Genomic DNA, 22795 nt, shown 5'->3' with positions numbered 1-22795 from the left:
CTTTTTATAAGATGTTCAGGTGGGTTTTGGCGCACTCTATATAAGAGATTGGCTTTGATATCCCTTTATGGAGGGTTTCCCATAGCCCCGGCTCCTCTGTACATCTGATTAACATATTACCCCAGGCGTTTGCATTGCCAACGGGTACATGAAGACCATTAACACCGTGAGTTACCTTTTCAGCCATACCACCGATATTGCTTACTAACAGGGGGCGGTTAAAAAGCATGGCTTCCTGAATAACCATGGGGGAGTTTTCCCACCAGATAGATGGCACCACAACCCAATCAACATTTGCCATGCGATCACGCAGTTCATGAGGCTGATAAGAGCCTACCCATCGAATAGCACCCTCCTCCTCCAGTGGTTTTGAGAGTCGCTTGACTTTCTTTTGGAAATCTTGGGTTTGATATTCCAGATTGGCACCATGGATTTCCAACACAATTTTACGGCGTTGTTTCGAGGTCAGATTACTGATCGCCTGCAGTAGTACATCAACACCTTTAAATGGATTTATTTGGCCGAAAAAGCCAAATATATTACGCTTTTCCTCTGATCTGATCTCCCGAGGTGGTAAATCCGTTTCAATACGTTGTCCATTTTCAATAACTTTAATTCGGTTCTCGTCAATACCCCACTCTATATAACGCTTTCTTAGAAACTCGCTGGGCGAAATGAACAGATCCACATTTCTGAAAAAACTCTTTATATATTGTTCGCGCAGAAAAAAGTCTTCAGGTGTTTTATTGGGGAAGCACTGCATACATTCACGCGGGCTGTAAGTGTGGCAAAGTGTGCCATTGGTTTTTTGCATTTGCCCGTTGTTTGAACAAATGGCGATAAACTCGTGAAGTGTTACTAAAACTTTGGTATTAGGCAGCGTACGCTTAACCGCGTAAAGCATCTCTAGGCCAAGATTAATGTAGTGATGAAAATGCACTACATCGGGGTTGATATAGCGGAGTAGTTCGGCAAATTCGCTATTATCACCTAAGCGAATTGTAGAGGTCAGATGGGTTAGGTCGGCATTACCTGAAATCAGAAACTCTTTTTCGTTAATGGCCGCAAGGGGAGAACCAAGGTGCAAAATATTGTCTGTGCAACGTGCAACAAACCAGCACTCATGACCAGGTAGCTCATTGATGCCTTTAAATAAATTATAGGCCGCTATTTCTGCGCCGCCTTTACTAAAGGTTGGGTGGCCATGACTGAATACCATGTATTTCATTGTTTTTTATTCCTGCTCTTCCGGATTGGCAATTTCACCGCGTATTATTTTTTCATGATATCGCCAGCCGTTATATAGTGTTATAAGTTGTCTATATCCTGATATGGAACCGATGTTTTGTGATTGGCGCTCCAGGTGCCACAGTTTTGCCTCTGGAACCAGCCAGAGCTTTTTGCCCATCTTCTTAATTGCCATGCAGAGATCACTGTCTTCAAAATCACCAATAAGGTAACCCTCATCGAAACCACCGACGACGACATAATCCTGTTTTGATAAAAATATGCAGGCAGCCGTCAGGAGTTGCTGCTCGCTGGGTTCTGTTGCTTTGTAATAGAGCCAACCTTTGCCCGGGTGTCCATTGAGTAAAAATCCGGGGAGGTATGGATCCCGGTTTGCTTTCATTCCTGCATGCTGTGTAGAGTTATCAGAAAACTGTAATAGAGGGCCAAGGATTCCTGGGTTTGGCAGTGACATATAGGCATTTCTTAAGATTGTGAGCCAGCCAGGTTCTTGTGGTATTACATCGGAGTTCATCAAGAGTAGGTGCTCTGCCCTTGCAGCACTGACACCAATGTTGTTTGCTCCTGCAAAGCCCAAATTACAGTCGTACCATACCACGCGGAATGGCTTTCTGAATAAAGCGTAGTAACTGATGGCTGTACTGATGGCACTTTCCTTAATAGCAGGATCGTCGACAACATAAATTAAATCAACATCATCAAAATCACGGTCATGTACAAAATGTGCCAATTGATGGCGCATAAAATCATACCTGCCATAAAGTGGGACGATCACTGAGGTATGAGGTGATGTCGGTGGTATACCAAACTGGCGTTCTGTATAAGCTGGATGAGAGCGCTTGTACCTAATGCTAATTGCTTCAATAGCTTTACCGAGTCCGGAATTATAAATGTTATATATGGAGCCGGTCAGATACTGCGGACAAGGTATAGACTCGAGAATTTTTTTAACAAGAGTGAGATCAGTGTGGTCGTTTGCAAGAGAGAAATGAACCCAGAGTTCACCTTGGTTAAATTTAAATCTCAAGGCATAATCATGTGCTGGGTTGAGCGGATACTCTATATAAGATAAAAAACCGCAATTTTGTTGGACACCACTGTAATGACTTTTTAGATGCTCCTGAACATCGGGACGAGCAATTGAAAATGGCTGTTGTATTTCTATGGGCTCGCCTGTACTCCTAATAATGTGAATGGCCGTCGGAGCAGCGCCAAGAAAATGATACCAACCAAGTAATAAGATGCCTCTATTATCTAAATTAAAGGCATAGTCAACCGAGCATATTCCCAGAGCCGGCTCGATGCTTGGCGATGTTGACGTATCTTTTAATAATTGGCGGCTAACGCGATGTAATGCAAATAGAAAGGTTGGGTCATCGAATTTGGTTGCCAGTTGCCGTAGTGGCATGCCTGAATGAGAATAAGATTGTTCAATAAATAGATTGCGCTCTCCCTCCCCGAGCTGCACTGGGCTGTGCCCTTGGGCGAGATTAACATGGTCATCAAAGTGAATTATAATCTCTGAGTGCGGATCTAACTCAACTGGAAGCCATATTACAAAACCTAAAGTATGATTATCTGGAAGATTAAATGCGGCACAGACGTCGGGCCTGTGCGTACGAATAAGCTCTGTCTCTGTGCCCAAGTGAAATGTGCGACTTTTAAAAATAGAGGATTTCAACGTAATGGTTTCAATACTGCGCTGAATATCCAGTGCCCATCCAATAAGCCCAGTACCTTTGCCAATACGAAAGACAGATTCGATATTAAAATTGAATGTCGGGGAGGACATTGATTTCTCCAGATTATAGGGCATTTAATGCTTTAACATATCGTTGTGGGTAATTCACAACATTTATTGTCTAAATACTAATTTAGGATTGCATAAACAAATTATAGTGATGTGCAACTGTAGCGGTATCACCTTGTTCTTTGATACTTCCGCCTTCAATCCAAATGGCTCTGGAACAAACTCTGTTGACTTGATCCGAATTGTGAGAAACAAAAACACATGTCTGTTCTCCTTTAAGTTTGTTGAGCATTGCTGCCTCTGCTTTTTGACGGAAATGTGTATCACCTACACTTAGTACTTCGTCGATAAACAAAATATCTACTTCAGCCATTATTGCAGTCGCAAATCCCAGGCGTGCTTTCATCCCAGAGGAGTAGGTATCAACTGGTTGATCAAAAAACTCTCCAAGCTCAGCAAACTCTTCGATTGCTGGTATAATCGCTTTTGCTTTTTTTCGTGATGCACCTTGAAGCATGGCTGAGTAAATAGCATTTTCTCGCCCGCTAATATTTGGCATAAAACCTAAACCCAGTGTCAGCAGTGCCCGAGTTGTTTGGGGTGGACATATAACTTGCCCCCCTGTGGGATTAATAATGCCAGCGAGAATTCGCAACAGTGAGCTTTTGCCTCCGCCATTTTTACCCAGAATACCAATTGTTTCGCCCTTCTCAAGCTCAAAGGTAATTCCTTTAAGTGCTTGATGAGTAAAACTCGATAAGAATCCTGTACGGCTTTTATAAGTCAGGCTGACATTCTCTGCTCGTAGAATAATAGATGATTGGCTCATGCATTAACCACCTTGGATGCGATATTTCTACTTAAAGATCGGTATACAAGGTGCAGAGAGCCAATTGCAATGCTGAAAAATACGATAAGTCCGATGAGGTGCTCTATTGCGTACATGCCTTTGTGCATTAGAATTTTACGGAAACTGTCACACAAAAAAGCGAGTGGATTATAAAGGATTAAATAATCTCGCAATGGTTGTTGAATATTGCTGATGTCAAAGAAGATGCCGCTGATAAACATCAGAAATAACATCAACATACTAATAAACATTCTGACATCATCTGCATAGCAAACCATTAGTGCTGTTACCAGACTGGCAGCAACAATAAATAAATATTGTACAAAAAATAATGGTATTAGCCATAGCCATTCTGTGGATGGCATGTAACCATAACCAATACACATTCCAAACAGTAGAATAAATACGGGGATTTCTTTGTATAGCGAAATTTGGATTGAGGCGTACGGAAATATAGTTTTAGGGATATCGATTTGGCTGATAATTCCCCTATTGGCAACAATGCTGCCAGATGCACTGGTAACAGCTTTAGAAAACCACATGTAAGGAATTTTGGCGCACATTAAAAAAAGCAAGTAATCTTCATGCCCGCTTTTAAGTAATATATTAAATACAAAATAAAAAGCTAAAACAAAAAGGATCGGCTCAAGAAGCCACCATAAAAATGACAAATACAACCTGGAAGCCTCAGCCTTGAGGTTCATTTTGGCTTTTGTATCAACCAAAATAATAAAGTCTCTGATTTTCAATTCAAATACCTACTACGCTCATTCAAAATATTGAGCCTGTTTCAAAATAGGCGCTGTCCGATCTTTCGTCGATATTTGTACAGCACTTGTATCCGGCCATTGAATATTTAGTGTTGGATCACTCCAGATAATTGAACCTTCATGGGAGGGAGAGTAATAGTTTGTTGTTTTATACAGGAATTCAGCAGTTTCACTGAGGGTTAGGAACCCGTGGGCGAAGCCTTCAGGGATCCATAGCTGGCGCTTATTGTCCGCAGAGAGTATCACTCCGACCCATTGACCAAAGGTTGGAGAGGATTTACGGATATCTACCGCCACATCAAAAACTTCCCCTTGAGCTACACGGACCAATTTGCCCTGAGCCATAGGAGGTAATTGATAGTGCAAACCGCGTAAAACGCCTTTGCTGGATTTGGAGTGATTGTCTTGTACAAATTCACGCTTTAGGCCTGTAGCCTCTTCGAAAGCTCGCTGACTGAAACTTTCGAAAAAGAAACCTCGCTCATCCCCAAATACTTTAGGCTCGAAAATTTTGACATCAGGTATGGCTGTATTAATGACGTTCATAATCTGTTTTAACCTGCATAGGCTTTAATATTATTCAAAGCGGCTTGCCAATCGCTGGGTGCAATGCCGAAATTAGTTTGAATTTTGGTACAGTCTAATCGCGAATTGGCTGGGCGCTTGGCGGGGGTAGGATAATCGGCGGTGGCAATAGCATTTAGGCTTGGTGTAGCTTTATCGTAGAGATTTTCAGCTTCTACTTGCTTGAAAATTGCGCGTGCAAATTCGTACCAGTTGGTGTGTGGCATGCCCGCGTAGTGGTAGGTTCCCCATGGCAGGTCGCCGGTTTTTATGTATTGATGGGCAATACGTATTAATGCAGTGGCAATATCGCCAGCATGGGTTGGTCCGCCATGCTGATCGGCTACTATACCCAGGGAGTCGCGCGTACGACCCAGACGAATCATGGTTTTGACAAAGTTGTTGCCATGCTCACCGAATACCCAGGCGGTACGTAAAATAATGTGTTTGGGGTTGGTTTGTATGACGGCGATTTCCCCTGCCAGTTTGCTCTGCCCATAGATACCTTGAGGCGAGGTGTCGTCATCTTCGCGATAAGGATGGTCATTGTTTCCAGCAAATACGTAATCAGTAGATATATGAAAGATTGCTGCACCTATTGCAGAGCTTACGCTTGCGAGGTTGGCGACACCATCTCGATTGATACGAAATGCGTTTTCCTGGTCTGATTCAGCTTTGTCTACTGCTGTGTAGGCGGCAGCATTAATCACGATGTTTGGCTGGTATTCCTTTAAGCTGCGCTCAACAGCGCTAACATCGGTAATATCCAGTTGCTTCCGGGTTACCGCTTTGAAAGACATGCTGTTATTGATGAGTTGCTGATGCAAACAATGGCCTACTTGTCCATTCGCACCTGTGACTAGTATTTTCATACCTTGCTTTGCTCCACAATTTTTAACAGGTATTGACCATAGCCTGTTTTGGCTAAAGCCTTGGCTTCCTGCAGTAGTTGCTCCCTGCTGATCCATTGGTTGGCGAATGCAATTTCTTCCAGGCAGGCTACTTTCAGCCCCTGGCGATGCTCGATGGTTTGGACGAAGTGACCAGCCTCAAGCAAGCTGTCGTGGGTGCCGGTATCCAGCCAGGCGTAACCGCGGCCGAGCAGTTCCACGCTTAAATCACCCATTTCCAGATAAGCGTTGTTAACGCTGGTGATTTCCAGTTCCCCGCGTGAAGAGGGTTTTATGCTTTTGGCAATTTCTATAACGCGGTTGTCATAAAAATACAGGCCGGTAACCGCGTAGTTTGATTTGGGTGATTTGGGTTTTTCCTCAATGGAAATCGCACGCATTTGCTCGTCGAACTCGACTACCCCGAAACGTTCGGGGTCATTGACGTGGTAACCAAAAACAGTAGCCCCTTTTTTACGGTTAACCGCATTTTTGAGATTTTGCGTTAAGCCGTGGCCGTAATAGATGTTGTCGCCCAGAACCAGGCAAACCTGATCATCACCGATAAAACCTTCGCCAATAATAAAGGCTTGGGCTAACCCATCGGGGCTGGGTTGCACTGCATAGTTGAGTCGGACCCCGAATTGTGAGCCATCGCCAAGCAGGCGCATGAAGCTAGATGAGTCTTCCGGAGTGGTAATGATCAGAATGTCTTTGATTCCCGCCAGCATGAGTACGGACAGGGGATAATAGATCATGGGTTTGTCGTAGATAGGTAATAGCTGTTTGGATACGCCTTTTGTAATAGGGTGTAATCGTGTGCCGCTGCCGCCTGCCAGGATAATGCCTTTCATGACTTTGTCTCTCTAAGCAAATTTATTGTTGTGTGCCCAAACGCTCGCGCTGGTAGCTACCGTCTTGGACTCTATGTGCCCAATTAAGGTTTTCCAGATACCAGATGACGGTTTTGCGAATACCGGAATCAAAGGTTTCTTCGGGAACCCAGCCCAGTTCGCGCTTGATCTTGCTGGCATCAATGGCGTAGCGCAGATCATGCCCAGGTCTATCGGTGACGAAGGTGATGAGTTCTTTATGATATTTGATGGGGAGATTGGTGCTGTTCAGCGGACGCAACTCATCGAGTAATTCACAGATTTTGTGAACAACTTCAATATTTTGCTTCTCATTGTGGCCGCCGATATTGTAAGTCTCACCAACCTTGCCTTCCGTGACAACCTTGTAAAGTGCACGGGCGTGGTCTTCAACAAACAGCCAGTCACGAATCTGGTTGCCTTTACCGTACACAGGCAAGGGCTTTCCTTCCAGGGCATTCAGGATCACCAGTGGGATCAGCTTCTCGGGAAAATGGTAGGGACCGTAATTGTTGGAGCAATTGGTAACCAATGTTGGCAAGCCATAAGTGCGACGCCAGGCACGCACCAAGTGGTCGGAACTGGCTTTGCTGGCTGAATAGGGTGAGCTGGGTGCGTAAGGGGTGGTTTCTGTGAAGAGATCTTCCGGGCCTTCCAGGTCACCGTAGACCTCATCGGTTGATATATGGTGAAAACGGAAAGCGGCTTTGCCGGCTTCCGGCAGGTTTTTCCAATAGTCCCGACTGGCTTCGAGCAATTGGTAGGTGCCGAGGATATTGGTTTCGATGAAGGCAGCTGGACCATCTATGGAGCGATCCACGTGGCTTTCGGCTGCCAGGTGCATGACAGCATCGGGTTGGTGTTCATGAAAAATACGATCCAGGGCCTGGCGATTGCAGATATCCACCTGCTCAAAGCGGTAGCGTGGATTTTGGTCAATACTGGCCAGGGATTCCAGGTTGCCGGCATAGGTGAGCTTGTCGAGATTGATGACCTCATCCTGGGTGTTGTTAATAATGTGGCGAACCACGGCAGAACCAATAAACCCGGCGCCGCCGGTAACAAGAATCTTCATTGATCGCGTCTCTCTGTTTTCTCGGATAACTTAACTACTTCGGCCTACGGAATAGTAGGTAAAGCCGCGTTTTTGCATGCGTTTGGGATCGTACATGTTGCGTCCGTCAAAAATAGTGGCTTCGGACAGCAGTTCTTTGATGACATCGAAGTCTGGTGCACGGAAGGCCTGCCATTCTGTCACTATGACCAGTGCATCAGCGTGCTTGAGAGCGCTCTCCTTGGTCCCACACAGTAGTATATCCTCGCGGTTGCCGTAGATGCGCTGGGTTTCATGCATGGCTTCCGGGTCGTAGGCCTGCACCTTGGCACCGGCCTCCCATAGTGCTTCCATTAATACTCGCGAAGGGGCTTCGCGCATATCATCGGTGTTGGGTTTAAAGCTGAGTCCCCATAGCGCAAAGGTTTTGCCTTTAAGATTGCCGTTGAAGTGCTTGTTAATCTTGGCAAAAAGCGTGGTTTTTTGTTCGTTGTTACGCGCTTCGACGGCCTTAAGCACCTTGGCGTCAAAATTGATGTGATCGGCAGTGCGAATCAACGCCTGCACATCTTTGGGAAAGCAGGAGCCGCCGTAGCCAACACCTGGATAAATAAAGTGATAGCCAATACGAGGGTCACTGCCAATACCGTGGCGCACGGCCTCAATGTCGGCACCCAGGATTTCAGCCAGATTAGCCATCTCATTCATAAAGCTGATTTTGGTCGCCAGCATACAGTTGGCTGCGTATTTGGTGAGTTCTGCACTACGCACATCCATCACAATGATTTTTTCATGGTTGCGATTAAATGGTGCATAAAGCTCGCGCATGACCTCTTCGGCATGTTGGCTATCCGTGCCAATAACGATGCGGTCAGGTTTCATGCAGTCGGCGACGGCTGAGCCCTCTTTGAGGAACTCGGGGTTGGATACCACATTAAAGGTCAGGTCACTGCGTCCGCGCTCAGCCAGGATTTTGGCTATTTGAGCCTGTACCTTGTCCCCCGTGCCGACAGGGACGGTGGATTTATCGACAACGATCTGGTGCCTATCCATGTGTTGGGCGATAGTAGAGGCTACTGCCAGTACGTACTTTAGGTCGGCAGAGCCATCTTCATCTGGAGGAGTGCCTACGGCAATAAACTGGACTTCACCGTGGTTGACGCCCTCAATGGCGTTGGTGGTGAAATTGAGGCGACCGGCTGCGTGATTCTCTTTTACCAGAGGCTCAAGGCCTGGTTCGTAAATAGGAATTTGCCCCTGTTTAAGGCGCTCGACCTTGCCTTCGTCGACATCGACACAAATAACGTTATGGCCTACTTCGGCGAGTATGGCAGCTTGAACCAAGCCAACATAGCCAATACCAAATACAGTAACTTTCATAGCGAATTAATCCCTTCGGATGTAAGTTGATGACGCCACAACAAAGTAACATTGGTGTATTACATCATGTAAACAGCCCAGGGCTATTTGACCGACTTGAATGGGTACTCAGGTCAATAAAGGCTGAGCAATTAATATGCCGTTAAGCGGCTATTTTAAGTATCTGTGCCCTGTGGGCGTTGCAAACGCTTGTCGAACCTGCGTTGCAAGTTAAGGAGCCATACGAAGGTTGATCTAACAGATACCGCCATCGCTGACAATGAGTTTGGCGCCTGACTGGATTCGAACCAGCCTATAACGCCTTGATACAAAAGAGTTTTTTCCTGTTATAAGAATCAAAATATACAAGCTGGCATACACGCCACAATTTGAAGAGATTCTTTATAACAATTTCTTTGCACGCTAATGAGTGCAAACTCTTTTCCAGTTCTAACCAAACGGGCAGGTATTGTAGCCGGTTGGTTGGCGCTATGAAACTTTTTTAGCGCTGTCTTTTGCTTGGCTATGGGGCTTCGGGGTATTGCCAGGGGATGGTTATGTGTCACCTGAAAAGAGTGGCAGGGGAGGGTATAGGGGCAGCGCAGCCGTGGATGTGTGGATTGGGCTCATATTTATACCTAACTCATTGATTTAAAAAAATTATCTATCCACAAAACCACCCACAAAAAAGTGTGGATGTGCGAAAAACCCCGTGGGCTATTTTTTGATCAGCCAAAAAAACCGTGGATAAATCTGTATTTATATTTCTTCCGGTTTCTTTTTATTTTTCTTTATTAATCAAAAAGATAGAGATAGATAGGGTAAGAGCGATCAAAAAAAGTACCCACGGGCAAAAATTAAAAAACGTGGAGAAATTTGGTGGCTGCGTGGAGGTGAGAAAAATAAAAATTTATATAAATCAATTAGATAGAAAAAGACTCCACGGCTACACGGGTTTTGGGGTGCGCCTGTGACCTTGGAAAAATTTATAGGCAGGGTGGCCTGTTGTTACTTATGGTCTCGTGAGGCGAGGCCATTAAGTGGTGATCGAGCTGGAGTCCTCGTTGAGATCCGGTTGGACAAATTGACCAGGTAAGGCTGGCTCGTAATTTTAGGCTGAGCTGTACCTATGTACGGTGCCGGTGGCCATCCTGAAGGGATCTCGCATCACGAGACCCCTTGTCCTCGCACCCCTTCTGCAAATCCATGCAAAAAACGCATAAATCTGCAAACTTTTTTGCACCTCAAAACCCTGGGGCCAGCCCAGATACGGCGCGGGTTTCGGTGTGGTGCAGGAGTGCGTAAAAACCCACACGCAAAGAGCGCGGGTGGGGCGGGGGGCCGACTGCGCGCGAAAAAGGTTGGGTGGCATCAAGTGAGAATTGTTATCAAGTGTGCGGGAGGGCGAAAAAAAGGCCGCAAGAGGCGGCCTGGGGTGAGCTATGGCATACCATTATTGCTCATCCGGGTGTTTCCATTTACGCATGTTGCGCTTGCAGTTTAATACCCAAGGCATGAATTACCTTTAACACCGTATCAAACCGTGGCTTGGCGCCGGGTGCCAGCGCCTTGTAAAGGCTTTCGCGTCCAAGGCCAGAAGCTGCCGCAATCTGTGCCATGCCTCGCGCCTTAGCGATATAGCCAATGGCGCGCAGTAGTTCGTCGCTGTCTCCATCGTCCAGGACTTGAGACAGGTATTCGGTGATGGCCTCCTCGCTGTCCAGCAGTTCAGCCAAGTCAAACTCGATTAATGTCTGTGCCATGTTATACCTCCTGCGCCAGTTGCCTGGCTCGCTTAATGTCGGCTTGCTGGGTAGATTTATCGCCACCGGCCAGCAACACCACTACAACCCCGTTGCGCACCGTAAAATACACGCGGTAGCCTGCCCCCACATCGATACGCAACTCAGATACCCCTTCGCCCACTGATTTCACATCCCCCAGGTTGCCAGCCTTAATCCGGTCAATCCGGCGGGCAATCGCCAGCTTGGCGCGCAGATCACGTAACGACTTGTGCCACTTGGCGAAGGTTTGTGTTTGCTGGATTAAGTAGTTCATATGCCGATTGTATCCATATGGATACTTGCTGACAAGGCTCCAAGCCTTGTCGGCACCCTAACCTGGTGGTCTTGCCCCATCACCGCGACTGAGTTGATCGCTATCTGCCAGGGGGCTACATTGTGGGTACCCTTTGATGCAAGGCTGGCGCCATTAACTAGTCCGGGAGTTCAACCAATGACCGCCATTATCCCTGTCAACTTCCATAACGACACCTTGGCCTTGGTAGACCACGATGGCCAGCCTTTTGTACCCATGAAACCCATAGTGGAAAATATGGGGCTAGATTGGGCGTCTCAAACCGTAAAACTGGGTCAAAAATTTGATTCAGTTGTTGCGATAATCACAACAACTGGCGGCGACGGTAAGCAATACGAAATGCTCTGCCTTCCCCTGCGCAAAATTCCCGCGTGGCTTTACAGTATCAACCCCAACAAGGTAAAGCCCGAGCTGCGCGACAAGATCATCCAGTACCAAGAAGAGTGCGACGAAGTATTGTGGCAGTACTGGATGCAGGGCCACGTTGGCCGTGGTCGCACCAGTGCGCCTACTATCAACCAGCAACTAAGCGCGCATAAGTTACGGCTGTTCCTGCTTGACCGGCTGGCCGCGACCACCGACAAGGCCCTGCGTGAGGCCATACACCAGCAACTGGCTCATGTTTCTGACCTGCTGGGTATCCCTACCCCTGCATTAGGCGACATCGGTAAGGAAGGTCATGACGGCTCCTGGTTGGCTGAGGTGCTGGAAGTACTGCTGCGCGATATTCAGGCTGGCCGTTACTCCTTTCCGGCCAAAATTGAAACGCAGGACGATGATCGATGGCTGGTATTGCGCACCACGCATAGCCTACCTGGCCCAGCAGCAAGACCTGCAAGCAATCTATTCACGGATACCTATTAAACGTGGCCGCGCGTTACTAAAGGCTATGCAGGCTGCGGGTGTGGTAGTGCAGGAAGGTGTGGAGCGAGCGATTGGTGGGAAACGAATGTCGCATATGCAGGCGCTGAGTCTTAACCGAATAAAGGCGCTTGGCATAGAGGGGATGCAAAAGGATTGATTGACCAGAAAAAGCCGCCTCAACTATGGGCGGCTTTTTGTAAATAATCACAAGCATGTATTGATTTTTTGTAGTGCGCTCAAGTCTGGTTTGGCATATTTGATAGTGGGAGTTAATTTTTAACCACTGTCACTTGTTAGTCACACTTGCTTAAACTAATTCTGTGATTTTCTTCTAAATTTTAAAAATAATTCTAGCCAGCTAGGCAGCATTGCCAAAAAAGCAATAAGTACGCTTAATATTGCGATCTTGTCGGATGATCTTTCTCTTTCTGATAAAGTTAACATTGCTTTTTCTAAGGATTCTTTCAGCCTCTCATTTTCTTTTGTTAATACTGCAATATTTATTTGCAATATCAGTGTTTCCGATAAGTCAGACGTTAAATTATCTCGTATTTCGACATTTTTCTTAGCTAAGGCTTCCTCATTTATTTTTATCTCTATCCATCTATCTACTATATCCGAAATATTCGTTTTAAGAGGGTAAAGAAGATTGCTATATAAATAGAAAGCTCCACTTAAAACTAAAATTCCGCTTATAAGAACAGTAACAAAATATCGTCTAAATTCCATCTTTACCACTCCTGCAAGTAAGTATTATCCAGTATCGAATGCCTAACGCCTCAAACACCGACGCAGCCTTGCTGCGTCCGAGGGCTTTGAAATGTTAACTTTCTTTGCACCATTTTTTATCGATGTTGTTGATCTTAAGTGAAGAAAGTGCTTGTTCATTATCATTGGCGGCAGAAATTCTTGTAAGGCAAGTGGCTAGCTTTTTTATTGAATGCTCTTCGATTGCGTTGCCTGACGTACATTCTATTGATGTATAAATCTGATCAGGTTCTCGCGCCAGAAGTCTTACTATTTTTAGAACTTCTCCTCGCTCAACGATGCTATCTCTCTGATTATTGAATTTAACATTTGATTTTTTAAATACGGGGCTACCATTGAAGGTGTATAAGGTTGCTCCCTGAATATTCAACGATACGTGAGTTGCTATGCCGCCACCGAGGGAATGTCCAGCAACGACAAACGAGTCTAATGAATATTCTTTGGTTTTAGACTCAACGATGGATAAGGCGATCTTATTTTGAATTTGCTCAAAAGGATTATTACCAGTCCTAAAGTCCTCAAAGGAGTCTGTGCCTCGAAAGATAAATGAGTACGTACCAGTAGCAGTATCTTGGTAAAGAGCGCTATAAAAATTAATATCTTTGCGGTCGAACTCTTCAATTAAACGGACTGTATCTCGAAGCATAAAATCGTCATTGTCTGCATATACATTTTGGGAGAGCTGAGCATACAACCATGCTTCGTCAGCTAATGATCGGACTTGATCACTCCATCCGGAGCAATGATCGGTTCCTGTTTGCTTGATCTTAGAGAACCAAGTACATCCTTGCATTACGAAAAGAGCAGTAAAGATAACTAGTGCATTTTTCATGAAACCTCCTTTTTGCTTTGTTAGGCAGTTTTAAAACTAGCGATTGATTTATTGTTAAGTTTAAGTATTTCTAATTGCGGTATGCCGCCGTTTTTTGTTATAGACCCTAGCAGTTCTGGGCTATAGGCGGAGATGATGTCACCACCAAAAATTCTAGCTTGGTCAAGCTCTTCGGTTGGAAAGTTTTCTACAATATTGGCTCTCAAATAAGAGTAGCAAATATCCAAGCGCTCAACATTTGTTTCCCATTTCATGCTTTGGGACCAAGCATCGGGATAGCGATTTTTATAGCTTTCTTGAAGAGCACTAAAGTAATTCGACCATTCTTGGTCAAAAGTTAAAGGTACAGCTTTTTTAAAAGCTTCGAATAGCTCTTCTAAATTATGACCATACGCTTTCAATTGCTTAGCATTCAATTCTATTCCTTTATTAATTTTTGACTCTAGAATTAAATATAATTTAATGAGTTTCTCTATGGACTCTGCTGCTTTAGGCATGCCAGATAAGAGTAACCCGTTTAAAATAAGCAATCTGGCAGCTAAATAGTCCATATCAGCTAAATTTAAATATTCCATTCTATTAATTATCGGAGACATGCTCTTTCCTTATTGATGGCCTAACGCCTGAGTTAAGCCGCTCCGCGAAGCGGCGTCGGCTTGAAAGAATTGTATGCCAGGTTCGATTTTTCGTTGGCATACACAACGGGCTGAGATGACCTAAGTTTAACTGAGACAACCTGAGACAACAAAAAATGCTAAATTATTGTTTTTAAAGGTAAAGTGGAATGTATGAGACAACTTGGGAAGGGTATTTGGCGCACCTGACTGGATTCGAACCAGCGACCAACGGCTTCGGAAACCGCTACTCTATCCAACTGAGCTACAGGTGCGGAAGCTGACTTAGCGGTCAGCAAAGAGGGCGGGATTGTACTGAGCCTGGCGCCTAACGTCTATGACCAATTTGGGGGTAGTTATTCTGTAAGCGGTTGTTGGGCCAGCTCTGTCACGTGGAGTTCGCGCTCTACCCGTGTGGAACCTAGGCTTTTGCTCATGGTACCAAAGGGAAAATCCTGGATCATGCGCTCCAGGCGCGGCAGACAGCGCTTGAGATTGGTGTAGTGGCGGAAGTTGCTAAACCAGCTGGCATTGGGAACCCGTGGCTGTTCGGGGTCTATTTCCCAGGGGTGCAAATAAAAAATCTGGGGTTTGGATTGGTTGTCACTGGCGCGTTGGAACAGCCAGCGAGAGAGGGCATAGGGGTATTGGCGAAAATAACCGCCGCCGGCAGCGGGTATGGATTGTCCCCATACCTTCGCTGTCGTGAGCGGAAATTCGATCAGACTTGCACCGCTGCGGGTGATGATGCGGTAGGGCTCCTCAGGGCTGCCGGGAATACCATAGTTGTCGTGGCGGGTGGGGAAAATGCTGGAGTCCCAGGTAAAACCCAGTTCGGCGAGTATATCCAGTGCCCAGAGGGAACTCCGGGTAATGGAATAGCTGGCTGCGCGATAACCAGTAATGGGGGCTTGGGTAATGTCTTCCAGCAACTGCTTGGACTTTTCGGTTTCGCGGCGGAAGGTCTGGGGATCCTGCCGGTAGATCAGTTGGTGGCTATAGCCATGGGACGCAATCTCATGGCCTTGTGTCTGTATATCCCGTACCAGTTGTGGGTAGCGCTCAGCCACCCAGCCTAATATAAAGAAGGTGATTGTAATCCCGTGGTCGGAAAACACCTGTAACAAGCGCTGGGTATTGGCCTCCACGCGAGAGGGCCATTGATCCCACTCACTTGGCTTGATGACCTTGGCAAAGGCGGCGACATGGTAATAGTCCTCCACATCAACCGTCATGGCATGGGTAATAGCGCCTTTGCTCATAGTCAAAACCTGTGTTAGTTAAACCTTGTAATAGTCTCTGTACCACTTCACGAAGCGTTCTATGCCTACCTCGACAGGCGTAGTTGGGCGGTAACCCACGTCTTCGATCAATGCATCGACATTGGCATAGGTATCGGGTACATCGCCTGGCTGCATGGGAAGCAGGTTTTTGGTGGCCTTTTTCCCCAGGCAATCCTCAAGCACTTCAATATATCGTAAGAGTTCGACGGGGTTATTGCTGCCAATATTGTAAATACGGTAGGGGCCTTTGGAGGTGGCTGGGTCGGGTTTATCACCACTCCAATTGCTGTTGGGTTGGGCCACGTTATCCAGGGTTCTGATCACGCCCTCAACGATATCGTCGATGTAGGTAAAGTCGCGCCGATGGTGGCCATAATTGAAGACATCGATTGGCTCTCCAGCGAGAATTTTGCGGGTGAAAATAAACAGTGCCATGTCGGGGCGTCCCCATGGGCCATAAACGGTAAAGAAACGCAGACCGGTGGTGGGGATGTTGAAAAGATGGCTATAGGTATGGGCCATGAGCTCGTTGGCCTTCTTACTGGTAGCGTAGAGGCTTACCGGGTGGTCCACATTATTGTGCACTGAGAAGGGCATGGCAGTATTAAGGCCATAAACAGAACTGCTGGATGCATACACCAGGTTGTCGGTACCAAAATGACGGCAACCTTCAAGGATATTCAGGAAACCGGTGATATTGGCATCAATATAGGCTTGGGGATTAACCAGTGAATAGCGGACGCCGGCCTGTGCCGCCAGGTTGACGACGCGATCGGGCTTATGGGTCTTAAAGACATTGTCGATAGCAGCTTTGTCTTCCAGATTGCAACGAATGTCGGTAAAACCACTGTTTGCTGTTAAATGGGCAAGTCGGTCTTTTTTGATTTGCACATCGTAGTAATCATTCAGGTTGTCTATCCCTATCACTTCATCGCCGCGTGCGAGCAGGCGTTTGGCTAATGTCGATCCGATAAATCCGGCGGTGCCTGTTACCAATACTTTCATGCTGTGTGTCCTGGGAAATTAGAGACGAGCGTCCACCGCTGCCTTGGGAAGTACATGTTTTACATCAAAGAGTACATGGTTGGTTTTACCCAGGGTGCGAATGGCATCGGCGCCCAGGGCACGGAATTGTTCGTGGCCTACACACAGGATAATGGCATCGTAAGTATTTGCCTGTGGTTGGTTGATTAGCGCCAATCCATATTCGTGCTGGGCTTCCACAGGGTCGGCCCAGGGATCATATACATGTACATTGGCGTTATAGTTTTTTAATTCATGAATAATATCGATCACACGGGTATTGCGTAGATCCGGACAGTTTTCCTTAAAGGTCAGGCCCATAATCAGGATATTGGAGTCGACCACATGGCATTTGCGCTGGGTCATCATTTTTACCACAGACTCGGCCACAAAAGTCCCCATGCCATCGTTAATGCGGCGACCGGCAAGGATGACCTCGGGGTTGTAGCCTACCTGCTGGGCTTTATGTGTTAAATAGTAAGGGTCCACACTAATACAGTGTCCGCCGACCAGGCCGGGACGGAAAGGTAAAAAGTTCCATTTGGTTCCGGCGGCTTCCAGTACCTCTAAGGTGTCTATGTCCAGGCGTTTAAAGATCAGGGCCAGCTCGTTAACCAGGGCGATATTGATATCGCGCTGGGTATTTTCGATGACCTTTGCCGCTTCGGCTACTTTGATACTGCTCGCTTTGTGGGTGCCTACCACAACGATTTGGCGATAAAGCTGATCGATATACTCGGCAACCTCCGGCGTTGAGCCGGAGGTAATCTTGGTAATGTTGTGTACCCGATGTTGTTTGTCGCCCGGGTTGATGCGTTCCGGACTATATCCGGCAAAAAAGTCACGGTTAAAGACAAGACCGGAACCCTGTTCAATGATGGGTACACAAACCTCTTCTGTGCAGCCGGGATAGACTGTTGATTCAAAAACAACAATGGCATTTTTATCAATGACCCGGCCGAGCAGGGCGGACGCCTTTTCAAGAGGGGTCAGGTCAGGTTGCTTGCTGTCGTTAATCGGTGTGGGGACTGTCACTATATAAACGTCGCAACCGGTGATGTCATTTTCACGGGTTGTGTAGCTGAGCCTGGTTGCCTGGGTCAGCTCTTCGCGATTGAGTTCGAGTGTGTGGTCTTCACCTTGTCGCAAGGCGTCAATGCGCGCAGGATTGATATCAAAACCAATAGTGTCGATTTTTTTTCCAAATTCCACGGCGAGTGGCAGGCCAACATAGCCTAAGCCGATAATGCAAAGCCTGGGGTTGCTTGCGAACATGTGTTGGTTCCTTAGCGGGTAGGTGAATCCGAGGGCGCTTAAGGTAGCATAAAAACCAGCTTTTTTTTAAGGATCTTATAGGATGCCGGCATTATTTGCGCGTATCTTAAATGTAATGATCAAAGTGACAGAAAACTGTCGGCGCTGGTCGAGTTTTTGTCACAAATCTGGCTATAATGCCCGGCTCCAAAACTGCCACTCATTCTGAAGGAAACGGGTTTGTCCTACATTCGACTCAATAAGCACTACGTGCATTTGCCTTATCTTTTTCTCGGCCTGATCGAAGCGGTGTTATTGGGTATTGCGGTGTGGGTAGCAAATTGGATAGTGGGTGTGTACCCCCCGTATGAGGTAACGCCTGTCGCATCAATCTGGCGTTCGGCGATTGTTTTTTCCCTGGTGTTAAGTTGCTGCACCTTATCCATGGGGGTGTATGCAGCCATGGTGCGCGAAGGTTTTTCCAGCATGGTATTGCGCACCCTGGTGAGTTTCTTTTTATTGGGTAGTGCTGCGTTATTTCTGGTGGGTTTGGTCTTTGGACGCGAATTGATGCCTCAGGGGTTGGTGTTTTGGGGCGTCCTGGTGGCAACGGCCTCGGTTATTATTGCACGCTGGGGGTTTGTAAAAGTTGTCGACACTGCCCAGCTTAAGCGCCGTGTTGTCATCTATGGGGCGGGTGTTCGTGCACAAAAATTGCTTGATGATTTGGCTCCAAGTATCGATGTTATCGGCGTAAAAATTATTGGATGTATTCCCAGTGCGGATGAGTCTGTCGTTGTACCCAATGAATTGATTATTCGAGAGCCTTCAGACTGGGTGGCTTTTGTGAAAGGCGCGCAGGTATCAGAAATTGTGATTGCCCCTGATGAGCGTCGACGTGCTGCGGGTAATGTGTTTCCCCTAAGCCAGTTCCTCGATTGCAAACTTGCCGGTATTCCCTCAAGTGACGCGCTGGGATTTTACGAGCGGGAGCTGGGCAAGATAGATATAGGCTTGTTGCAGCCCAGTTGGATGTTGTTTTCGGATGGCTTCAAATATTCCAAACGCCGCCTGTTGGCCAAGAGACTATTTGATATCGCACTGGCATCTGTGTTTTTTCTGGTACTTTGGCCATTTATGTTACTAACCGCAATAGCGGTTCGGCTGGATAGTCCAGGGCCGGTGCTTTATCACCAAATCCGCGTGGGCTTTAATGGGCGGCATTTTCGCATTTACAAGTTTCGCAGTATGCGTCAGGATGCGGAGAAAAATGGCGCCATGTGGGCGCAGAAAAATGATGCACGGGTGACTCGTGTTGGGGCATTCATCCGCAATACCCGCCTGGATGAGTTACCCCAGCTCTACAATGTGTTGGCGGGGAGTATGAGCTTTGTGGGGCCAAGGCCGGAGCGGCCGGAATTTGTCGCAGATCTTTCCAGGCAAATTCCTTTTTATGAAATGCGCCATAAGGTCAAGCCCGGATTGATGGGGTGGGCGCAGTTGAAATATCCCTACGGCGCCTCAGCAGAGGATGCCAAAAACAAGTTGCAATACGATTTGTACTACACCAAGAACCACAGTTTCCTGATGGACATGCTGATCATGATCCAGACGGTTGAAATTATTTTGCTGGGTAAGGGGGTACACTAGTCCCCCGGTATCGCCTATTTCAGGAGAGTTATCGTGACACAATCCTTGACTGTTAGATGGATGGTTATCCTGTGTCTATCACTGCTTGCCGCTTGTGCAGGAAACCGGATGGAAAAAATGCCCCCTGTGTCGGACTCCGGTTTGCTGGCAGAGTATCGTATAGGTGTAGGGGATACTCTGCAGATCAATGTGTGGCGCAACCCGGAATTGTCACTGGCTGTGCCCGTCCGTCCCGATGGCAAGATCTCCATGCCCCTGATCGGCGATATTCCTGCTGCCGACCTCACGGCTACCCAGCTCTCCAATAATATTGTCCAAAGTCTTACCACCTATGTTCGCAATCCTCAAGTGACCGTGATTGTGACCAATCCCAGCAGTTCGGATTTCCAGCGTCGTGTTCGCATTACCGGCGCAGTCAATAGCCCGCAGTCTATTCCTTATCGTGAAGGTATGACCGTTCTGGATCTGGTATTGCTGGCTGGTGGAACCAACATTTATGCATCGCCCAACAAGGCCAGGCTGTATCGCAAAATCGATGGTGTTGTAAAGGTTTATCCTATCCGCCTCGATGACCTGATCAACGATGGCAAGATAGATACCAATTACCTATTGCAGCCATCGGATATTGTGACGGTACCTGAGCGTGCTTTTTAATGTGAGTTATATTTTTTCTATTGCTATAACGGGCCTTATTGCCCCGTATCCAGAGATGATTCATGGATAAAGTCTATTTAAAAGAAATGCTCTTTGCCCTTCGTGCAGAGTTAATTCGCTTTCGCTTTTGGTGTGTTTTGCTTTTTATCGGGATTGCCTATACCGCTCTCGGTGTAGGATTGATTTGGCCGAAGAACTACACCACCAGTGCAGTATTATTCGCCGATGTGACCAATATTATCGAACCCCTGCTCAAGGGAAGCGCAGAAGTTACTAAAATTGATCGCTCTGAACAGGCAAGCGAAATTATTTATACCCGCAGCAGCCTGGTGGCAGCGGCTCGCCAGGCTGGGTTGTTGAATGAGCGCGCAACAGAAGAGCAGCAGGATCGGGTAGTGCGCCAGCTTCGTGCGGCTATTACTATCAAGCGCGAGCGCAATAATAACCACTTTCAAGTGGCCTATCGAGCAAATAACCCTGACCAATCCTTCGAAATACTGAATGCTATCATCAATGTATTTATTGAAGGGACTGCGCGTAAAAAGCGTGAGGAGAGCGTTGGTGCATACAACTTTATTGATGCCCAGGTGCAAACCTATAAAAAACAATTGGAAATGGCAGAGGAAAAGCTGAAGGAATTCAAATCACAAAATACAGACGGTACTGAGGCAGCAGTTAGTGCGCGTATTGCCAGCCTGCGCCAGGAAATCGAATCGCTGAAAATTGCGATTGAGGAATCGCAGGCGCGAATCAATACCATCCAGCAACAGTTAAATAACGAAGGACAATATCTCCAGGCCAAGGGGCAAGTGGATGAGTTGCGCCAACGCCGGCAGACACTGACGGCTCATCTTGAGCAATTATTATTAAGCTATCAGGAAAGCTACCCTGATGTTATTTCCCTGCGTGGACAAATTGCTGAAATTGATCAAGCTATCGAAAAGCTCAAGCAGTCTGGCGAAGTCTATGGCAATAGTGAGCGTGTTGAAAACCCACTATATGAAGAGCTGCGCAAGCAATTGGCTGAAGCAGATGTAACCTTGCGTTCACAGAAGCGCCGCATGCAGTCGTTAATGGCGTTGCAAGAGCAGGAATTTGAGCGCCAGCAGCGTATTGCTGCAAGCCAGGCAGAGTTTTCCGAGTTAACCCGTGACTATGATGTAACGCGTAAGGTTTATGAGGAAATGTTGCAGCGCAAAGAGGCCGCACGCTTATCCATGACGTTGGATATTGAGGGGCAGGGGATTAGTTATCGCATTCAGGAGCCCGCCAGTTTTCCTCTGAAACCGTCAGGTTTAAGTTTTATTCATTTTGCTGTGCTTGGCCCCATCCTGGGGTTATTAGCGCCCTTTGGATTATTAGTGCTCTATGTGTTTTTGGATCCACACCTTCGTTCAGCGCGTATGCTGCAAAAAATGCTACCGGAAGATATGACGTTGATTGGTGTTATCCCCCATTTCAATTCACCTCTGGGTGAGCGTTTACTGAAGAAGGATATGCTGTTGGTATTTTTCATATCACTGGTGGCCTTGGCCGGTTATATCGCCATTGCTGTTTTTTGGCAAACAACAAGAGGCTAGGGGTGTTGAATGGATAAGCAGCAAAAAGATAAAAACCTCAATAGCCTGATGGAATCAGTCGATGCGTTGGTTGAAACCAGCGATCAACTGGTTAAGGCTGCGGTTATGGAGCACCGGAAGCGCGAGCAGATTAAAAATATGCTGTTGCCAGTGCTCTGGTCACAGGATGAGTTATACGAACGTAAGATTATTTTTACCGGCATGCGTCAGCGTGAGGTATTGAATGCTTATCGCGAAGTGCGTATTCGTTTGCTCGAAAGAGGGCAGAGCGACAATATGGTGGTGTTGGTCTCTTCTGTAGCGAGCGCGGGGAGTTCCAGTTATTTCAGTTTTAACTTGGCAGCCACTTTTGCACTGGACCAGCACAAAACAGCGCTATATGTTGATTGTAATCCCTATTCCTCTGATGTGGAGCGCTATATCACGACACCTATGAAAGAAGGGCTGACCCAATACCTCACCGACTATACCGTGCCGCTGAAAAATATTATTTATCCCAGTGGTGTTGAACGGTTGCGTGTGATTCCTTCAGGTGGGTCCAGTGAATCTGCAGCGGAGTTCTTTAATTCCAAACGTATGGAAGTCTTGATTGCCGAAATCAAGGCGCGCTATCCGGATCGTTTTATTGTCATGGATGCACCTTCCGTCCAGCAGTCTACGGAGGCACGCATATTGGCGAGATATTGTGATCATGCCCTGTTAGTGGTGCCCTTTGGCAAAGCGGTAAAAGATGAGGTATTGGCAGCGGTTGATGCAGTCAGTAAAGAAAAATTTGCAGGGCTAGTGTTTAACAACTAAGTAAATTATTTCGCAACCCGA

General features: G+C 46.8%; 24 protein-coding genes and 1 tRNA gene. 6 read left to right on the top strand and 19 right to left on the bottom strand.

Annotated elements, in window-relative coordinates; all coding sequences use genetic code 11:
• Positions 1–4: 4 nt before the first annotated feature.
• The 9 genes from CJA_RS16600 to CJA_RS16560 form a co-directional block, all read right to left on the bottom strand.
• Entirely contained in the window at positions 5–1228 is a 1224-nt protein-coding gene (locus CJA_RS16600) for a glycosyltransferase family 4 protein (RefSeq protein ID WP_012489017.1), read from the bottom strand.
• Between the two features lie 6 nt (positions 1229–1234).
• Positions 1235–3040 carry a glycosyltransferase family 2 protein gene (locus tag CJA_RS16595; protein WP_012489016.1) on the bottom strand — a complete coding sequence of 602 codons (1806 nt, stop codon included), beginning with the start codon at positions 3038–3040 and terminating at the stop codon, positions 1235–1237.
• A gap of 82 nt (positions 3041–3122) precedes the next feature.
• Positions 3123–3827: an ABC transporter ATP-binding protein gene (locus CJA_RS16590; protein ID WP_012489015.1), complete on the bottom strand. Its 705-nt coding sequence runs from the start codon at positions 3825–3827 to the stop codon at positions 3123–3125.
• Entirely contained in the window at positions 3824–4597 is a 774-nt protein-coding gene (locus CJA_RS16585) for an ABC transporter permease (RefSeq protein WP_012489014.1), read from the bottom strand. The genes CJA_RS16590 and CJA_RS16585 overlap by 4 nt, the downstream gene beginning before the upstream one ends.
• Positions 4598–4615: 18 nt before the next feature.
• Complete coding sequence (gene rfbC / locus CJA_RS16580) at positions 4616–5164, bottom strand: dTDP-4-dehydrorhamnose 3,5-epimerase (protein ID WP_012489013.1); 549 nt, start codon at positions 5162–5164, stop codon at positions 4616–4618.
• Between the two features lie 8 nt (positions 5165–5172).
• Positions 5173–6054, bottom strand: a complete 882-nt coding sequence (gene rfbD, locus CJA_RS16575) for a dTDP-4-dehydrorhamnose reductase (protein WP_012489012.1) — start codon at positions 6052–6054, stop codon at positions 5173–5175.
• Positions 6051–6926, bottom strand: coding sequence for a glucose-1-phosphate thymidylyltransferase RfbA (gene rfbA / locus CJA_RS16570; RefSeq protein WP_012489011.1), 876 nt, complete (start codon positions 6924–6926; stop codon positions 6051–6053). The genes rfbD and rfbA overlap by 4 nt, the downstream gene beginning before the upstream one ends.
• A gap of 22 nt (positions 6927–6948) precedes the next feature.
• Positions 6949–8019, bottom strand: a complete 1071-nt coding sequence (rfbB, locus tag CJA_RS16565; RefSeq protein ID WP_012489010.1) for a dTDP-glucose 4,6-dehydratase — start codon at positions 8017–8019, stop codon at positions 6949–6951.
• A gap of 30 nt (positions 8020–8049) precedes the next feature.
• Entirely contained in the window at positions 8050–9378 is a 1329-nt protein-coding gene (locus tag CJA_RS16560) for a UDP-glucose dehydrogenase family protein (RefSeq protein ID WP_012489009.1), read from the bottom strand.
• A 722-nt stretch (positions 9379–10100) separates the two neighbouring features.
• On the opposite strand from CJA_RS16560, the gene CJA_RS19415 reads away from it, so the two are divergent.
• On the top strand, positions 10101–10331 hold the full coding sequence (locus CJA_RS19415) for a hypothetical protein (protein ID WP_148208915.1): 231 nt from the start codon (positions 10101–10103) through the stop codon (positions 10329–10331).
• 504 nt (positions 10332–10835) lie between these two features.
• Here the strand turns inward: CJA_RS19415 and CJA_RS16555 are convergent.
• Both CJA_RS16555 and CJA_RS16550 read right to left on the bottom strand, forming a co-directional pair.
• On the bottom strand, positions 10836–11120 hold the full coding sequence (locus tag CJA_RS16555) for an addiction module antidote protein (RefSeq protein WP_012489008.1): 285 nt from the start codon (positions 11118–11120) through the stop codon (positions 10836–10838).
• 1 nt (position 11121) lies between these two features.
• Complete coding sequence (locus CJA_RS16550; RefSeq protein ID WP_012489007.1) at positions 11122–11415, bottom strand: type II toxin-antitoxin system RelE/ParE family toxin; 294 nt, start codon at positions 11413–11415, stop codon at positions 11122–11124.
• Between the two features lie 177 nt (positions 11416–11592).
• On the opposite strand from CJA_RS16550, the gene CJA_RS16545 reads away from it, so the two are divergent.
• Positions 11593–12318, top strand: coding sequence for a phage antirepressor N-terminal domain-containing protein (locus CJA_RS16545; protein ID WP_012489006.1), 726 nt, complete (start codon positions 11593–11595; stop codon positions 12316–12318).
• Positions 12319–12334: 16 nt separating this feature from the next.
• On the opposite strand, the gene CJA_RS19410 is transcribed toward CJA_RS16545, so the two are convergent.
• The 8 genes from CJA_RS19410 to tviB form a co-directional block, all read right to left on the bottom strand.
• Positions 12335–12532, bottom strand: coding sequence for a hypothetical protein (locus CJA_RS19410; protein WP_148208914.1), 198 nt, complete (start codon positions 12530–12532; stop codon positions 12335–12337).
• 98 nt (positions 12533–12630) lie between these two features.
• Positions 12631–13047: a hypothetical protein gene (locus CJA_RS16540; RefSeq protein ID WP_041551690.1), complete on the bottom strand. Its 417-nt coding sequence runs from the start codon at positions 13045–13047 to the stop codon at positions 12631–12633.
• A gap of 94 nt (positions 13048–13141) precedes the next feature.
• A complete protein-coding gene (locus CJA_RS16535) occupies positions 13142–13918 on the bottom strand; it encodes a Tle-like phospholipase domain-containing protein (RefSeq protein ID WP_012489005.1) in 777 nt (258 codons plus the stop codon).
• 20 nt (positions 13919–13938) lie between these two features.
• On the bottom strand, positions 13939–14514 hold the full coding sequence (locus CJA_RS16530; protein WP_041551688.1) for a hypothetical protein: 576 nt from the start codon (positions 14512–14514) through the stop codon (positions 13939–13941).
• A gap of 216 nt (positions 14515–14730) precedes the next feature.
• Positions 14731–14807 (bottom strand) — tRNA-Arg (locus tag CJA_RS16525).
• A gap of 81 nt (positions 14808–14888) precedes the next feature.
• A complete protein-coding gene (locus tag CJA_RS16520; protein ID WP_041551687.1) occupies positions 14889–15794 on the bottom strand; it encodes an XrtA system polysaccharide deacetylase in 906 nt (301 codons plus the stop codon).
• An 18-nt stretch (positions 15795–15812) separates the two neighbouring features.
• Positions 15813–16820 carry an NAD-dependent epimerase gene (locus CJA_RS16515; RefSeq protein WP_012489003.1) on the bottom strand — a complete coding sequence of 336 codons (1008 nt, stop codon included), beginning with the start codon at positions 16818–16820 and terminating at the stop codon, positions 15813–15815.
• 18 nt (positions 16821–16838) lie between these two features.
• Positions 16839–18113: a Vi polysaccharide biosynthesis UDP-N-acetylglucosamine C-6 dehydrogenase TviB gene (tviB, locus tag CJA_RS16510; protein WP_012489002.1), complete on the bottom strand. Its 1275-nt coding sequence runs from the start codon at positions 18111–18113 to the stop codon at positions 16839–16841.
• Positions 18114–18332: 219 nt separating this feature from the next.
• Here tviB and CJA_RS16505 point away from each other — a divergent pair, with 219 nt between their 5' ends.
• The 4 genes from CJA_RS16505 (at position 18333) to CJA_RS16490 (ending at position 22774) form a co-directional block, all read left to right on the top strand.
• Positions 18333–19742, top strand: coding sequence for a TIGR03013 family XrtA/PEP-CTERM system glycosyltransferase (locus CJA_RS16505; protein ID WP_041551684.1), 1410 nt, complete (start codon positions 18333–18335; stop codon positions 19740–19742).
• 117 nt (positions 19743–19859) lie between these two features.
• Positions 19860–20396: an XrtA/PEP-CTERM system exopolysaccharide export protein gene (locus CJA_RS16500; RefSeq protein ID WP_041552620.1), complete on the top strand. Its 537-nt coding sequence runs from the start codon at positions 19860–19862 to the stop codon at positions 20394–20396.
• Between the two features lie 62 nt (positions 20397–20458).
• Positions 20459–21976, top strand: a complete 1518-nt coding sequence (locus tag CJA_RS16495; protein ID WP_012488999.1) for an XrtA system polysaccharide chain length determinant — start codon at positions 20459–20461, stop codon at positions 21974–21976.
• Between the two features lie 9 nt (positions 21977–21985).
• The gene (locus CJA_RS16490; protein WP_012488998.1) at positions 21986–22774 is read left to right on the top strand and encodes a tyrosine-protein kinase family protein; all 789 of its coding nucleotides are present in this window, start codon (positions 21986–21988) and stop codon (positions 22772–22774) included.
• The last annotated feature ends 21 nt before the right edge of the window (positions 22775–22795 follow it).

The organism is Cellvibrio japonicus Ueda107 (assembly GCF_000019225.1).
In the GTDB taxonomy this organism is placed as follows: Bacteria; Pseudomonadota; Gammaproteobacteria; order Pseudomonadales; family Cellvibrionaceae; genus Cellvibrio; species Cellvibrio japonicus.
This window is presented reverse-complemented; position numbering and strand designations above follow the sequence as displayed.

Bases quoted from the DNA above. Each gene is read 5' to 3' on its own strand.
- CJA_RS16530 (WP_041551688.1), bottom strand. From the start codon at position 14,514: ATGTCTCCGATAATTAATAGAATGGAATATTTAAATTTAGCTGATATG.
- CJA_RS16495 (WP_012488999.1), top strand. From the start codon at position 20,459: ATGGATAAAGTCTATTTAAAAGAAATGCTCTTTGCCCTTCGTGCAGAG.
- tviB (WP_012489002.1), bottom strand. From the start codon at position 18,113: ATGTTCGCAAGCAACCCCAGGCTTTGCATTATCGGCTTAGGCTATGTT.
- CJA_RS19410 (WP_148208914.1), bottom strand. From the start codon at position 12,532: ATGCTTGTGATTATTTACAAAAAGCCGCCCATAGTTGAGGCGGCTTTT.
- CJA_RS16535 (WP_012489005.1), bottom strand. From the start codon at position 13,918: ATGAAAAATGCACTAGTTATCTTTACTGCTCTTTTCGTAATGCAAGGA.
- CJA_RS16545 (WP_012489006.1), top strand. From the start codon at position 11,593: ATGACCGCCATTATCCCTGTCAACTTCCATAACGACACCTTGGCCTTG.
- CJA_RS16560 (WP_012489009.1), bottom strand. From the start codon at position 9,378: ATGAAAGTTACTGTATTTGGTATTGGCTATGTTGGCTTGGTTCAAGCT.
- CJA_RS16555 (WP_012489008.1), bottom strand. From the start codon at position 11,120: ATGGCACAGACATTAATCGAGTTTGACTTGGCTGAACTGCTGGACAGC.
- rfbC (WP_012489013.1), bottom strand. From the start codon at position 5,164: ATGAACGTCATTAATACAGCCATACCTGATGTCAAAATTTTCGAGCCT.
- CJA_RS16540 (WP_041551690.1), bottom strand. From the start codon at position 13,047: ATGGAATTTAGACGATATTTTGTTACTGTTCTTATAAGCGGAATTTTA.
- rfbA (WP_012489011.1), bottom strand. From the start codon at position 6,926: ATGAAAGGCATTATCCTGGCAGGCGGCAGCGGCACACGATTACACCCT.
- rfbD (WP_012489012.1), bottom strand. From the start codon at position 6,054: ATGAAAATACTAGTCACAGGTGCGAATGGACAAGTAGGCCATTGTTTG.
- CJA_RS16515 (WP_012489003.1), bottom strand. From the start codon at position 16,820: ATGAAAGTATTGGTAACAGGCACCGCCGGATTTATCGGATCGACATTA.
- CJA_RS16600 (WP_012489017.1), bottom strand. From the start codon at position 1,228: ATGAAATACATGGTATTCAGTCATGGCCACCCAACCTTTAGTAAAGGC.
- CJA_RS16500 (WP_041552620.1), top strand. From the start codon at position 19,860: ATGCCCCCTGTGTCGGACTCCGGTTTGCTGGCAGAGTATCGTATAGGT.
- CJA_RS16550 (WP_012489007.1), bottom strand. From the start codon at position 11,415: ATGAACTACTTAATCCAGCAAACACAAACCTTCGCCAAGTGGCACAAG.
- CJA_RS16595 (WP_012489016.1), bottom strand. From the start codon at position 3,040: ATGTCCTCCCCGACATTCAATTTTAATATCGAATCTGTCTTTCGTATT.
- CJA_RS16590 (WP_012489015.1), bottom strand. From the start codon at position 3,827: ATGAGCCAATCATCTATTATTCTACGAGCAGAGAATGTCAGCCTGACT.
- CJA_RS16490 (WP_012488998.1), top strand. From the start codon at position 21,986: ATGGATAAGCAGCAAAAAGATAAAAACCTCAATAGCCTGATGGAATCA.
- rfbB (WP_012489010.1), bottom strand. From the start codon at position 8,019: ATGAAGATTCTTGTTACCGGCGGCGCCGGGTTTATTGGTTCTGCCGTG.
- CJA_RS16520 (WP_041551687.1), bottom strand. From the start codon at position 15,794: ATGAGCAAAGGCGCTATTACCCATGCCATGACGGTTGATGTGGAGGAC.